This is a genomic window from Streptomyces roseicoloratus (genome assembly GCF_004117935.1).
In the GTDB taxonomy this organism is placed as follows: Bacteria; Actinomycetota; Actinomycetes; order Streptomycetales; family Streptomycetaceae; genus Streptomyces; species Streptomyces roseicoloratus.
This window is the reverse complement of record NZ_SDOY01000090.1, coordinates 1-14,102: the sequence shown is the minus strand read 5'-3', so window position 1 is coordinate 14,102 and position 14,102 is coordinate 1. Positions and strand designations below refer to the sequence as shown.

Below are 14,102 nucleotides of genomic sequence, written 5' to 3'. Positions count from 1 at the left end.
CGTCGGGTCACTTTCACTGCCCCCCATTCCCTTCACTGCCCCCCACTCAGTGAACCAGTGAGGAGTGACCCGTGCGCACTGCCCTGTCCTTCGCCGTCTCGGCCGCCCTCGTGGCCGGGACGGCCCTCGGGCTCGCCCCCGCCGCCGGCGCGGCCACCACCGCCGAGTCCGGCGGCACCACCGTTCGCTTCGTCGACATCGCGGGCGACGGCGGCACCGTGCTCAAGGCCAACGTCGTCACCCCCGCCGGGGCCGACGGCTCCGCCCGCTACCCGGTGATCGTGCTCCCGACGAGCTGGGCCATGCCCCAGGTCGAGTACCTCGCCCAGGCCCAGAAGCTCGCCGACTCCGGCTACGTCGTGGTGAGTTACAACTCGCGCGGCTTCTGGCAGTCCGGCGGCGAGATCGAGACCGCCGGACCGAAGGACGTCGCGGACGCGTCCCTCGTCATCGACTGGGCCCTCGCCCACACGCCCGCGGACCCCGCCAGGGTCGGCATGGCGGGTGTCTCGTACGGCGCCGGCATCAGCCTGCTCACCGCCGCCCACGACAAGCGGGTCAGGGCCGTCGCCGCGCTCAGCGGCTGGGCCGACCTCATCGACTCCATCTACAGCGGCCGCACCCAGCACCTCCAGGCCGCCGCCCTGCTCGGCGGGGCCGGATACCTCACCGGCCGGCCCGGTCCCGAACTCCGCGAGGTCCTGGGCGACTTCCTCTCCTCCAACCTGGACAAGGAGGACGAGATGATCGCCTGGGGCCGCGAGCGGTCCGCGGCCACGTACCTCGACGCGATCAACGCCAACCGGCCCGCGATCATGCTCGGCAACGCCTGGGGCGACACGATCTTCCCGCCCAACCAGTTCGCGAGCTTCTACGAGAAGCTCAGCGGCCCCAAGCGCCTGGAGTTCCGCCCCGGCGACCACGCCACCGCGGAGGCCACCGGACTGCTCGGCCTGCCCAACGACACCTGGACCAGCGCCCACCGCTGGTTCGACCACCACCTCAAGGGCGTGGACAACGGCATCGACCGCGAGCGGCCCGTCCGGCTCAAGCCGCGCTCCGACGCCGGCTACGAGGGCTACCCGGACTGGAAGTCCGTCCACGCGAACCAGCGGAAGTTCGCGCTCACCGACTCCGAGCACCTCTGGGCGAACGTCGACTCCGGCGCGAACGGCGGCGTCGTCCTGCTCTCCAACCTCCTCGACCAGTTCTTCCAGGCCCCGCCGACCGCCTCCGTCCCGCTGCTCCCCCGCGCCTTCGCGGCCGTGTGGCAGTCCGGACGGTACGACTCGGCGCAGCGGGTGCGCGGCACGGCGCGGCTGCACACCACGGTCACCCCGACCGCGGAGAGCGGCACCTTCGTCGCCTACCTGTACGACGTGGGCCCGCTCGGCATCGGCAAGCTGGTCACCCACGCCCCGTACACCTTCCACGACAGGAAGCCGGGGCAGCCGTTCGCCGTCGACCTGGACCTGTTCTCCACGGCCTACGACGTGCCGGCCGGTCACCGGCTCGCGCTGGTCGTCGACACCGTCGACCCGCTGTACATCGAGCACAACCCGACCGGCGCGCAGCTGACCTTCTCCTCGCCGGCGGCCGACCCGAGCTACGTGTCGGTGCCGTTGCGCGCGGAGTGACCTTCGGCTGCTGCCGGGCGGGCAGGGCCCGTGCGGGGCGCCCGGCGGTTCAGGACTCGGCGGACTCGGCGTAGACCTGGAAGAGCTCGGGCGTCCCCGTCGTGGCCCAGTCGAGCCCGGCGGCGACCACGTTGATCTCGCGGCCGGAGGCCAACAGCACCACCGGCTGGCCGTCCGGCCGCAGCCGCCATCCGGCGCCGCGCACGGTCCGAACGATCACGGTGCCGAGGTAGAGGCCCGCGTCGTTCCCGACCCAGGGCAGTTCCTCCGGGTCCTCGCGCCAGCGCGGCGGCAGCTGGTCGAGCGCCGCGAGCGAGCGCGGGGTGTCGTCGAGCGTCACTCCCGCCTCCTGGGCACGGGCGCGCAGCAGCTCGCACTCGGCGAGCAGTTCGGCGGCTCCCTCCGGATCGCGGTCGAAGACCGGGACCAGAGGGGACCGTTCCGCTTCATGCCTCTTGCGCCAGTTGTCCAGGAAAGGAATGTTCATCCGAACAGCGTCGCATTTCCTGCCGGGAGGGCACCACCCGGCGCGCGGAGATCACCGGGCCCGGGCGGGCCGCTGCGGGTCGACACGGCCGGGCCGCTTCTTCCGGACCCGGCCACGATCCGGAAGAGACGCCCTGGAGGTCGAGGTCCTAGACGTCGAGGTCGACGACGACCGGGGCGTGGTCGGACGCGCCCTTGCCCTTGCGCTCCTCGCGGTCGACGTAGCCGTCCTTGACCGCGTCGGCGAAGGACTTGTTGCCGTAGACCAGGTCGATGCGCATGCCCTTGTTCTTCGGGAAGCACAGCTGGCGGTAGTCCCAGTACGTGTACGGGTGGTCGTACTTCAGCGGGCGCGGCACCACGTCGCCGAGGCCGGCCTCGCGCAGTCCGGCGAGCGCGGCCCGCTCCGGCTGGGTGACGTGGGTGGCGCCCTCGAACAGGGAGATGTCCCAGACGTCGTCGTCGGTCGGGGCGATGTTGAAGTCGCCCAGGACGGCGAAGGGCCGGTCGCCCGCCGCGTCCTCGGCGACGGCCGCCTTCAGGGCCTCCAGCCAGCGCAGCTTGTACGCGTAGTGGTCGTGCGCCACCTCCCGGCCGTTCGGCACGTACACCGACCAGACGCGGACCGGGCCGCAGGTCGCCGAGATCGCCCGCGGTTCCTGGACGCCCTCGTAGTCCGGGCCGCCGGGCAGCCCGGTGACGACGTCCGCCAGGCCGGCCCGGGAGACGAGGGCGACCCCGTTCCACCGGCCGGTGGCGTTGACCACCGACTCGTACCCCAGCTCGCGCAGCTCCTCGGCGGGGAACTGCTCGGCGGTGCACTTGGTCTCCTGGATGCACAGCACGTCGGTGCCGCTGCTCTCCAGCCAGGCCAGGAGCCGGGGCAGCCGGGCGGTGATCGAGTTGACGTTCCACGTGGCGATGCGCATGTGCGCAAGCCTAACGGCGGGGTGTGACAGTCGGCGGGCGGCGGCGCGGGGTCGGCCCTCGGGGCGGGTGTGCGGGGGCGGGCCGTCCGGGCGGGTGTGCGGGGCGGGCCGTCGGGCGGCCGTACGGGGAGGGGCCGTCGGCAGGCGTGCGGGGCCGGGTCCCGGCCCGTGGGCCGCCCGTACCGGGAGGGGCCGTCGGCCGGGGCGCCTGCCCCGGTCATCGGGACCGTCAGAGCTCGGCGGAGTCGCCCGGGGTGAGCCTGCGGTGGTCGGTGCCGCCGAGGGCGCCGATCTGGCGGTCGTAGATCGGCCGGGCCAGGTCGGTGAGGAGGGCGTCGTGGATGTCGTACGCGCGGAGCGGCTTGACCTCACGTACGTAGTCGATCACCTCGGAGATCTTGTTCCACGGCGCCATGACCGGCAGGAACAGGGTCTCCACCGGCCGGCCGGGCAGGGTGAGCGCGTCGCCGGGGTGGAAGACGGTCCCGTCGATCAGGTAGCCGACGTTGGTGACCCGCGGGATGTCCGGGTGGATCACGGCGTGCAGCTCGCCGTGCACCTGGACGTCGAATCCGGCGGCGGAGAAGGCGTCGCCGTCGCCGACGGTGTGGACGCGGCCGGGGAACGCCGCCGCCAGCTGCTCGGCGACGCTCCGCAGGGTCCACAGTTCGACGGCCGGGTCGGCGTCGAGGGCCGCCCGCAGCCGCCCCTCGTCGAAGTGGTCCGGGTGCTCGTGGGTGACGAGGAGGACGTCCGCGCCGAGGGCGGCGTCCTCCTCGGTGAACATCCCGGGGTCGATGACGAGCGTCCGCCCTTCCTTCTCCAGGCGGACGCAGGCGTGGGTGTTCTTGGTCAGCTTCACGGCCGCAGCCTAGGGGGTGCGCCGCGGACGGCCGCTCAGGCCGGAGGTGTGGTGTCCTCCTCGATCACGCGGCGGACGACCCGCAGGGCGCTCTCGGCGGCGGGCAGGCCGCAGTAGACCGCGGTCTGGAGGAGGATCTCGCGCAGCTCGGCCGGGGACAGGCCGTTGCGGAGCGCGGCGCGGGTGTGGTCGGCGAGGGCCTCGTGGTGACCGCCGGCGACGAGGGCGGCGACGGTGACGGCGCTGCGGGTGCGGCGGTCCAGGCCGTCCCGGCTCCAGACCTCGCCCCACGCGTAGCGGGTGACGAGGTTCTGGAAGTCGGCGCCGAACGGATCGGCGAGGGCCTCGTCGACATGGGCGTCGCCGAGCACCTCGCGGCGCAGCTTGAGGCCGGTCTCGTACGGGTCGGGACGGGGCTCCTCGTCCTCGTCCGCCGGCGCCGCCGGTTCGGTCGCGGCCGGCGGGGCGGCGGGGACGGCGACCGGCGGCATGGCGGGCGGGGTGAGGGCGCCGTGGGTGTCCTGGGCGAGCGGCGCGAAGTGGCCGGTGAGCAGTTCCGTGACGGCGGCGGGCTGCTCGACGGGCGCCAGGTGGGAGGCGCCGGGGACGACGGCGAGCCGGGCGTCGGGAATGCCGGCGACGAGGGTGCGGGCCTCGGCGGGCCCGGTGATCCGGTCGTCGGCGCCGACCAGGACCAGGACGGGCACGCCGATCCGTTCGAGGGCCTCGCGGACGTCGAAGACGGCGAGCGCTTCGCAGGCGGCGACGTAGCAGGAGGGGTCGGTGGTGCGGACCATCTGCACGGCCCAGTCGACGATGGCGGGCTGGGCGCCGGCGAAGGCGGGCGTGAACCACTGTTCGGGGGCGGTGCGGGCCATGGGTTCGAGGCCGTTGGTACGGACGAGCACGCCGCGCTGCCGGAACTCGTCGGCGCTGCCGAAGCGGGGCGAGGTGGCGACGAGGGCGAGCGACGCGACCCGCTGCGGCGCCCGGAGCGCGAGGTCGAGGCCGACGGCGCCGCCGAGGGAGCAGCCGGCGTAGCAGAAGCGCTGGATGCCGAGCCCGTCGAGGGTGGCGAGCAGCCGGTCGCCGAGCTCGGCGACGGAGCCGGCCGGCTGTGCGGGCGCGCCGCCGTGGCCGGGCAGGTCGAAGCGGACGACCCGCCAGGTACGGGTGAGCTCGGGTATCTGCCGGTCCCACATGTGCCAGGTCGTGCCGAGCGAGGGCCCCAGGACCAGGACCGGGGCGTCGTCTCGGCCGTCTACGCGGTGTTGGAGGGTGTTCGTCGGTGTCTCACTCACCCTCCCGAGCCTCTCATCTTCCACGGGCTCTCACGTCGCCGGGTCGAACCTGGCGGCCCCGTTCCTGCACCGGCGCTGGGGCCGGCGGCGCCCCACGGCTCCGCCGGAGACCCCCGGCAGCCCCCGGCATCCCCCGGAAACCGCCCACGTAGCGGCAGCGCCACGAAGGTCGTCCGGCCCGGCTACGGAGCCGGCCAGCCGGCCGTCGCCGGGAACAAGCGGGGCAGGGAAGCTCACCTTCCCTGCCCCGCCCCGCCCCGCCCCGCCGACCGTGCTGGTCAGCCTTGGGGAACGGCGTCCAGAATCCGCCGGGGTACGACCCATACGGTTCCGGACGGATCGGTGATCTCGGCCCTCTTGCCGTCGAGCATCCGCCAAACCGTCGACGAGTCAGGCGCCTTGAGCAGGGTGCCGTCCGCGAACCGGGTGGGAAGCGCGTCCCACACCCGGTCCGGAATGGTCCACATCGGCTTGTCCCCGAACCCGGACGCGATCAGCTCGTCCATCGACGCGAACGGCACCTTCGCGCCCCCGACGATGCCCGCCTGCGACGTGGCACCGGCCTTCTTCACCCGCGTACCGTCCGCGATCCGCAGCGGGAGCGCGTCCCACACCCGGACCGGGACGACCTGGCGGGGCTTGGTGCCGTAGCCGGCGTCGTTGCGTTCGGCCTCCGTGGAGAAGTCCACCCTCGCGCCGCCGACGACCGCGGCCTCCGACGACCACCCGCTCTTCGCGATGCGCGTGCCGTCCGCGATCCTCGTCGTCATCGCGTCCCACACCCGGGCCGGGACGTACTGGAGCGTGACGCCGCCGTAGCCGGCGTCGTTGCGTTCGGCTTCCGTGTAGAAGTCCACCCTCGCGCCGCCGACGACCGCGGCCTCCGACGACCACCCGGCCTTCTTCAGCCGGGTGCCGTCCGCGATCTTGGTGGTGAGCGCGTCCCACACGCGATCGGGGATGGTCCACATCCGCTTGTCCCCGAACCCGCAGGCGATCAGCTCGTCCATCGACGCGAACGGCACCTTCGCACCCCCGACGATGCCCGCCTGCGACGTGGCACCGGCCTTCTTCACCCGCGTACCGTCCGCGATCCGGTCGGGGATCAGGCTGAACGCCCGGGCGGGGAGCGCGCGGACCTTCGTGGCCCAGTCGGTGCCGAAACCGGAGTCGATGACCTCCTGCGGCGAGGCGAAGTTGACCCGCGCGCCACCGATGATCGCGGCGACGGGCGAGCTCCCGCCCGTTCCCTGGATCAGCGTGCCGTCGTCGGGCACGTCGGCGCGGATCATGTTGAACGCGCGCGTCGGCACCGTCCGGACCTTCGAGGCCCAGTCGGTGCCGAAGCCCGAGTCGATGACCTCCTGCGGCGAGGCGAAGTTGACCCGCGCGCCGCCGAGCAACATCGCCACAGGCGTCGGTACGCCGTTCGCGACGCCCTGGATGAGCGAGCCGTCCGGCGGGATGTCGGCGCGGAACTCGTTGAAGGCCCGGCTCGGGATCGCACGCACCTTGTCGCGCCAGTTCGTCCCGTACCCCGTCTCGACCACTTCCTCGGGCGTGGCGAAGTTGATGCGCGAGCCTGCCACGAACATGGCCACCGGGGTCGAGGCACCGCCGCCCGTTCCCTGGACGAGCGTGCCGTCCGCCGGGATCGTTCCGAGGTTGTTGAACGAGTAGTCCGACACGATGACGACCTTGGAGGGCCAGTCCGTGCCGAAGCCCGTGTCGATGACCTCCTGCGGCGAGGCGAAGTTGAGCCGCGCCCCACCGACGGTCTGCGCGACGGGCGTCGCGTTCCCGGCGTTCCAGCCCTGAACCAGGTTGCCGTCGGCCGGGACCAGGTTCATGTGGTCACGGGCGTCGATGGACCAGTCCGAGATCTTCGGCGGCCGCCCGCAGTTGACCGGGGAGTTGCAGTGCGACTGATGCAGCGGCGCACCGCCCACGTAGATGTAGATCCGGCCGCGCTGGTCGATGGCGGACGAGCCGTTGCGCGGTGTCTTCGGACCCGCGTCGATGACCGACTGGTACGTGGGACGCGGCTGGGAGTCGCAGATGCCGCTGTCACAGGTGGCCTGCCAGACCGGCGCGCCACCGACCATCTTGTAGATGCGCTTGGTGTCCGTGGTGTGCAGGAGCGTTCCGTCGGCCAGGCCGTGCACCGACGTCACCGGCTGTGGCTGCGGCGGAACGGGCGGGTTGGTGGTACCGGGTATGCCCATACCACCCCGCCCCAGGGCCACCGAGACCTTCTTGAACCCCTCGGCCTTGGGGAACTGAACCCACATGGCGGTCTGGAAGCTCCGCAGGTCGTACGGCCATCCCTTGTTGCAGCCGGCCGGGTACCACTTGCGTTCCATGAGGACGCGTTCGGTGAAGACGCCGTAGTAGACGTGGGTCACCTCGTGGGCCGGGGAGTTGGTGTTGGTCTTGAGCCCCACCGAGCTCTGCCACGAGACCTTCGTGCTGATACCGAGTTCGGCGTTGACCTTGGCCACGGCCCACTCGGCCGACACGCCGACGGTGAGCTGGGCGCCGACCTCGATGGTGCGGGACTTGGTGACGGTCACCTCGAGGTTGTCTCCCGGCGCCACCCGCCAGGGTCCGTCGGCCGGTGCGAACTCCTCGTAGTGCTGGGTCAGGTACCAGGGTCCCGGGGTGCAGGAGTTGGGAGAGGGCAGGGGCAGGGGAAGTTCGTCGGCCTGAGCGACCTGGGGCGTCATGGCCACGAGCCCGCCCACCACCAGGATGCCGGTCAGCGCGGAGAGCACCGACTGCAGCCTCTGTCTGAGCATCGTGTCTTCTTTCTCACGTGAGGTCTGACACCTGAGTGACGCGATTCAGGCCGACTTGGCTCCCACCGACGCGGCCGGGCTCGTCGCGCCCTTCTACTCTTGGCCGATGCGCGCTCACCGAATCGACCGGCCCGCCGATCTCGACGTCGTACGCGACTCCTACGACCGGGTCGCGGACAACTACGCCGACATGGTCCTGACCACCGGGATCGGCGACATCCGCCGGCATCCCTGGCTCAAGGCGTCGGTCGACGCCTTCGCCGACAGCGTGGGCGGCCTCGGGGCCGTTCTCGACGTCGGCTGCGGGCCCGGCACCGTGACCGCCTACCTCGACGAACGCGGGCTCGACGTGTCCGGGGTCGACCTCTCCCCCCGCATGATCGAGAACGCCCGCCGGCTCCATCCGCGGTGCCGTTTCGACGTCGCCTCCGCCACCGAACTCGAGCTCGCCGAGGGCTCCTTGGCCGGCGTGCTCGGGTGGTGGTCGCTGTTCAACCTGCCCCGTGACGTGCTCCCGCAGGTTCTCGCCTCGTTCGCCCGGGCGCTGCAGCCGGGCGGATACTTCCTCACCGCGACGCACGTCGGCGACGGGGACCGGGTGCGCACCGAGGCGTACGGGGGCGTGTCCGTGCGCTGGACGACGCACTGGTGGCGGCCGGAGCAGTTCGTGGACCTCATCGAGCGGGCCGGACTGCACACGGTCGCCGAGCTCCGGCTCCCCGCGGACGAGCACACCGGGCCGGGCGTGGTCGTCATGGCCAGGAAGCCGGGCTGAAAAAAAATCTCCGCCGGACGCGAATCCTTTCCGGACCTCGCCTCCTCCTATGTGTGTACCGGCCGAACGGGCCGGCCGAACCGGGAGGAAACAGCAATGATCACTGCGCTCATCGTCGTCGGAGTCCTGGCCGTGGGCGCCTGCAGCTGGCACCTGCTGCGCCGCTTCAAGAAGAGCCGCGCCTGACCCGCGCCCTGCGCGCGGCGCGCCTTCCGGGTATGAGTTGACCCATGAATCCACGCTTCCGTTGGCCCGACGACCGTTTGATCAAGGCAGCGCAGGACGGTGACGTCTCGTCGCTCACCACCGTCGTCATGGAGTCGCAGCCTCATGTGCGCAAGTTCGCCATCTCGCTGTGCGCGTCGCCGCAGGACGCGGAGGACGCGGCACAGGAGGCGTTGATCATCCTCTACAGGAAGATCGGCACCTTGCGGGCCACCGGCGCGCTCGCCTCATGGATGTTCCGGATCGTGCGCAACGAATGCCTCCGGCAGGTCCGGCTGCTCGTCGCGCGGAGCGACGAGACGCCGGCCGAGCCGGAGGCCGGCGCGGAGCCTTCGGCCGAGGAAGCGGTGCTGCACCGGCTGGAGGTGGAGCGGATCGCCGCGGCGGTCGGCGCCCTTCCGCGTGAGCAGCGGCAGGTCCTGATCATGCGTGACATCCAGGGCCTGCCGGGCAAGACGGTCGCGAGCACGCTCGGTCTGAGCACCGCCGCGATGAAGTCGCGGCTGCACCGGGCCCGCGCGACCCTGCGCCAGTCACTCACCGTGACCGAACCACCACTCGACCAGACCGCCGGTCGGGCGTCGGACGACGCTCCCGGCCGACACGCCGGAGGAGACCCACGACCGTGAACACCGTGAAGACCGCTCCCACGCAGCTCCAGGTTCAGGTTCCCGCGTCCGCGAAGCCCGCGGCGCCGAACTTCGCCAGCAAGTCCGTCCCGCGCCACCTGGCGCGCGGCGTCATCGGCTTCGGGCTGATCATCGGCTCGATCGCCATGGTGCCGGTGGCCGGCCCGGCCGTCCTGCTCGCGGCCCCGCTGTCGCTGATCGCCTTCAAGGGCTGCCCCACCTGCTGGATGGTCGGCCTCGTGCAGACCATCTCCCGCGGCCGCCTCGAGCGTCAGTGCGTCGACGGCGTCTGCACCATCAGCAAGGCGCACCCGGCGGCGAAGGGCGCCGAGGGGCACGCCGCCGACGCCGGGGTTCCGGCCGCTTCCCGGTGACCGGTCCACGGCCCGTGCCGTGGACCGCCCGCCGGGGACGTCCCCGGAGCACCCCCCTCCCGTCGGCACGCGCTCATCGCGGGGAAGCGTCGTTTACGCGTCGTTGACAGGATGGTTACGAGAATCACCGACACTCCCCCCGGCTGTCCGGAATGCCTATTTCCGCATGCCGACTTCACGCCGTGGCCTTTGGTTTACGGAGCGCCGACTCGGTGCTAGGGTCCGAATCGAATCTGGCTGGACCGCCGAGTCGGCCGCGCCGTTCAACGTGCTTCACGGGGGGAGCAGCAAACCATGATCCGCCATGCCCGAATACCGGCGGCAGCACCCACACCTGACGGAATCGACGACCGGACCGTTGCCGTCGTCGGACTCTCCTGCCGTTTTCCCGGCGGGGCGAACCCCGCGGAATTCTGGGATCTTCTCAAGAACGGCCGCGACGCCATATCGGAACCACCCGCGGATCGCGCGCATCTCGCCACATTACCCGACGGGTCACCGCGCCCCGGAGGTTTTCTTCCGCGTGTCGACACCTTCGATGCCGAGTTCTTCGGCATATCGCCGCGGGAAGCCGCCGCGATGGACCCCCAGCAGCGGCTCGCCCTCGAACTGGCCTGGGAGGCGCTCGAGGACGCCCGCATCGTGCCCGCCTCGCTCGCCGGCACCCCCACCGGCGTCTTCGTCGGCGCGATCGCCGACGACTACGCGGCCCTGACCCACGCGGCCGGCCCCGGCGCCACCTCCGCGCACACGGTGACCGGCCTGCACCGCGGCATCATCGCCAACCGGATCTCCTACGCCCTCGACCTGCAGGGCCCCAGCATGGTGGTCGACACCGCGCAGTCGTCCGCGCTGGTCGCGGTGCACCTGGCCTGCGAGAGCCTGCGCCGCGGCGAGTCCGTCGTGGCCCTGGCCGGCGGCGTCAACCTGAACCTCGCCCCGGAGAGCACCCATGCCCTCGAGGCCTTCGGCAGCCTCTCGCCCGACGGTCGATGTCACGCCCTCGACGCCCGTGCCAACGGGTACGTACGCGGCGAGGGCGGCGGCGTGGTGGCGCTGAAGCTCCTCCGCCGGGCCGTCGCCGACGGGGACCGCGTCCTCTGCCTCCTGCACGGCGGCGCCGTCGGCAGCGACGGTGCCAGCGACACCCTTCCCACTCCCGACGGAAAGGCACAGGAGCGCGTCATCCGTGACGCGTGGGAAGACGCGGGAATTCCACTGGAACACGCCCAGTACGTGGAAATCCACGGCTCGGGCACCCGCGTCGGAGATCCCGTCGAAGCCTCCGCGCTGGGCGCCGTTTTCGCCTCGTCCCGCACGCCCGGCAATCCCCTCCGCCTCGGTTCCGTCAAGACGAACATCGGACACCTCGAAGGCGCCTCCGGTATCGCGGGACTCATCAAGACCATTCTGTGCGTCAGGGAGCGGGAACTCGTCCCGACCTTGAATTATCGCTCGCCGAATCCGCAGATTCCCTTTGACGATCTACGGATCACCGCCTTCACCGGAAACAAGCCGTGGTCGGCGTCCGACGGGCCGCTTGTCGCGGGTGTGACCTCGGTCGGAATGGGCGGCACCAACTGCCATCTGGTACTCGGCGAGTGGAACGGAGAATCAGAGGACGCAGCTGTTACCGCCGGGAACGACCGGGAATTCCGTGAGGAATCCGCGTTCGGCACGTCCCTCGCCTGGATCGTGTCCGGGCGCGGCGAGAAGGCGCTGCGCGCCCAGGCCGAACGGCTGCGGGACCACCTCGCCGCCCATCCGGAGCACGGCGCCGCCGAGATCGCCCGCGCCCTCGCCCACGACCGCACCGCCTTCGGCCACCGGGCCGTCCTGGTGGGCTCCGACCGCACCGGACTGCTGGCCGCTCTCGGGGCCTTCGCGGACGGCGGGGTCACGCAGGCGGCGGTCCAGGGCAGCAGCCACCGCACCACCCGCGAAGCCGTCTTCGTCTTCCCCGGCCAGGGCTCGCAGTGGGCCGGCATGGCCGCCGAACTCCTCGACAGCGCCCCGGTGTTCGCCGGCGTCATCGAGGACTGCGAGCGCGCGCTCCGCCCGTACCGCGACTGGTCCCTGACCGACGTGCTGCGCGGCCGTCCCGGCGCGCCCGCCCTCGACCGCGACGACGTCGTGCAGCCCGCCCTCTGGGCCGTCATGGTCGGTCTCGCCGCGCTGTGGCGGGCGGCGGGCGTCGCACCCGCCGCGGTCGTCGGCCACTCCCAGGGCGAGATCGCCGCCGCCACCGTCAGCGGCGCCCTCACCCTGGACGACGCGGCCCGGCTCATCGCCGTGCGGAGCGCCGCCCTCGGCGAACTGGCCGGACGCGGCGGCGGCATGCTCACGGTGTCGCTGCCCGCCGACCGGGTGCGCGCCGACCTCGCCGCGTACCCGCAGCTGAGCGTCGCCGCCGTCAACTCCCCCGGGATGACCGTGGTCGCCGGCGACGGAGACGCCCTGGACGCGTTCGCCGCGCGGTACGGCGAGGACGTCCGCACCCGGCGCGTCCCGGTCGCCTACGCCTCGCACAGCCCGCACGTCGACGCCGTGCGCGACACCCTGCCGGCGCAGCTCGCCGGGATCGCGCCGCGCGCCGGAAGCGTGCCGCTGCACTCCACCGTGACCGGCACGCCGCTGGACGGCTCCGAGCTCGACGTCGACTACTGGTACCGCAACCTGCGCGAACCCGTCGGCTTCGAGCCCGCCGTACGCGCCCTGCTCGACTCCGGGCACGAGCTGTTCATCGAGATGAGCCCGCACCCGGTGCTCGCGCTCGCCGTCCAGCAGACCGCGGAGGCCGCGGACCTGCCGGTGACCGCGCTCGGCACCCTGCGCCGCGACGAGGGCGGCCCGCAGCGGCTGCTGCTCGCGTTCGGCAAGGCGTTCTGCCACGGCGCGGAGGTGGACTGGTCCGCCGTCCTGCCCGCCGGTCCGACGCGCGCCGAGCTCCCGACGTACGCCTTCCAGCGGCGCCGCCACTGGATCACCGGGCAGCCCGCGGGCGCCCCGGCCCCGGCGCCCCGGACGGCCCTCCCGGCCGGAACGGACACGACGGACGACACGTACGCCGACGACACGCACGTCGACGAGACCGAGACGCGCCGCTCGCTGACGGCCGCGGCCGCCCTTGAGCTCGTACGGGCGCACACCGCCGCCGTCCTCGGCTACGAGTCCGCCGCCGAGATCGAGCCGCGGCGGACGTTCAAGGAGCTGGGCATCGACTCGGCGACGGTCGTCGAGCTGCGCAACCGGCTCGTCGCCGCCACCGGGAGCAAGCTCCCCACCACGGTCGTCTACGACCACCCCAGCCCCGCCCGGCTGGCCGCCCTGCTCACCGACGCGTCCGGCGACGAGACGGCGCCCGAGGCCGGGGCCGGGCAGGACGACCCGATCGTGATCGTCGGCATGGGCTGCCGCTTCCCCGGCGGAGTGGACTCGCCCGAGGCGCTGTGGCAGGTCGTGGCCGAGCAGCGGGACGTCATCTCCGGATTCCCCACCGACCGCGGCTGGGACCTCGACGGTCTCTACCACCCGGATCCCGCCCACGTCGGCACCACGTACGTCCGCAACGGCGGCTTCCTCGAAGGCGCCGCGGAGTTCGACGCCGAGCTGTTCGGGATCTCCCCGCGCGAGGCCCTGGCGATGGACCCGCAGCAGCGCGCCTTCCTCGAAGTGACGTGGGAGGCCCTGGAGCGGGCCGGCATCGCTCCGGACTCCCTGCGCGGCACGCAGACCGGGGTGTTCGCCGGTGTCATGGCGCAGGAGTACGGTCCGCGCCTCGGCGAGGCCGGTGCCGGTGCCGCCGGGTTCGGCCTCACGGGCACCACGTCGAGCGTCGCCTCGGGCCGCGTGGCCTACACGCTGGGCCTCCAGGGCCCGGCCCTGACGGTCGACACCGCCTGCTCGTCGTCGCTCGTCGCCCTCCACCTCGCCGTGCGCGCCCTGCGCTCCGGCGAATGCTCCCTGGCGCTGGCCGGCGGTGTGTGCATCATGTCCACGCCGGGCATCTTCGTGGAGTTCTCGCGCCAGCGCGGTCTGGCGGAGGACGGGCGGTGCAAGTCGTTCTCGGCCGACGCGGACGGCACG

At 72.4% G+C, this 14,102-nt stretch carries 10 protein-coding genes; 5 read left to right on the top strand and 5 right to left on the bottom strand.

Annotated features, from left to right (window positions below):
• The first annotated feature begins 71 nt into the window (after nt 1-71).
• Nucleotides 72-1,637, top strand: a complete 1,566-nt coding sequence (locus ESG85_RS08525; RefSeq protein ID WP_128977443.1) for an alpha/beta fold hydrolase — start codon at nt 72-74, stop codon at nt 1,635-1,637.
• Between the two features lie 49 nt (nt 1,638-1,686).
• Here ESG85_RS08525 and ESG85_RS08520 read toward each other — a convergent pair whose 3' ends face one another.
• The 5 genes from ESG85_RS08520 to ESG85_RS08500 form a co-directional block, all read right to left on the bottom strand.
• The gene (locus ESG85_RS08520) at nt 1,687-2,124 is read right to left on the bottom strand and encodes a DUF6278 family protein (protein WP_128977442.1); all 438 of its coding nucleotides are present in this window, start codon (nt 2,122-2,124) and stop codon (nt 1,687-1,689) included.
• Nucleotides 2,125-2,272: 148 nt separating this feature from the next.
• Nucleotides 2,273-3,052 (bottom strand): exodeoxyribonuclease III, encoded by a 780-nt coding sequence (locus tag ESG85_RS08515; protein ID WP_128977441.1) that lies wholly within the window; start codon nt 3,050-3,052, stop codon nt 2,273-2,275.
• A 229-nt stretch (nt 3,053-3,281) separates the two neighbouring features.
• Nucleotides 3,282-3,914, bottom strand: coding sequence for an MBL fold metallo-hydrolase (locus ESG85_RS08510; protein ID WP_128977440.1), 633 nt, complete (start codon nt 3,912-3,914; stop codon nt 3,282-3,284).
• 35 nt (nt 3,915-3,949) lie between these two features.
• Nucleotides 3,950-5,215, bottom strand: coding sequence for a bifunctional 3-oxoadipate enol-lactonase/4-carboxymuconolactone decarboxylase PcaDC (gene pcaDC / locus ESG85_RS08505; protein ID WP_128977439.1), 1,266 nt, complete (start codon nt 5,213-5,215; stop codon nt 3,950-3,952).
• A 278-nt stretch (nt 5,216-5,493) separates the two neighbouring features.
• The gene (locus ESG85_RS08500; protein WP_128977438.1) at nt 5,494-8,013 is read right to left on the bottom strand and encodes a hypothetical protein; all 2,520 of its coding nucleotides are present in this window, start codon (nt 8,011-8,013) and stop codon (nt 5,494-5,496) included.
• Nucleotides 8,014-8,119: 106 nt separating this feature from the next.
• On the opposite strand from ESG85_RS08500, the gene ESG85_RS08495 reads away from it, so the two are divergent.
• From ESG85_RS08495 to ESG85_RS08480, 4 genes are all read left to right on the top strand, one after another.
• A complete protein-coding gene (locus tag ESG85_RS08495; protein WP_128977437.1) occupies nt 8,120-8,788 on the top strand; it encodes a class I SAM-dependent methyltransferase in 669 nt (222 codons plus the stop codon).
• 230 nt (nt 8,789-9,018) lie between these two features.
• Nucleotides 9,019-9,642: an RNA polymerase sigma factor gene (locus ESG85_RS08490; protein ID WP_128977436.1), complete on the top strand. Its 624-nt coding sequence runs from the start codon at nt 9,019-9,021 to the stop codon at nt 9,640-9,642.
• 5 nt (nt 9,643-9,647) lie between these two features.
• The gene (locus ESG85_RS08485; RefSeq protein WP_128977456.1) at nt 9,648-10,016 is read left to right on the top strand and encodes a hypothetical protein; all 369 of its coding nucleotides are present in this window, start codon (nt 9,648-9,650) and stop codon (nt 10,014-10,016) included.
• Between the two features lie 294 nt (nt 10,017-10,310).
• Nucleotides 10,311-14,102 (top strand): type I polyketide synthase (locus ESG85_RS08480; protein ID WP_128977435.1); only part of this gene is annotated, 3,792 nt, incomplete at its 3' end.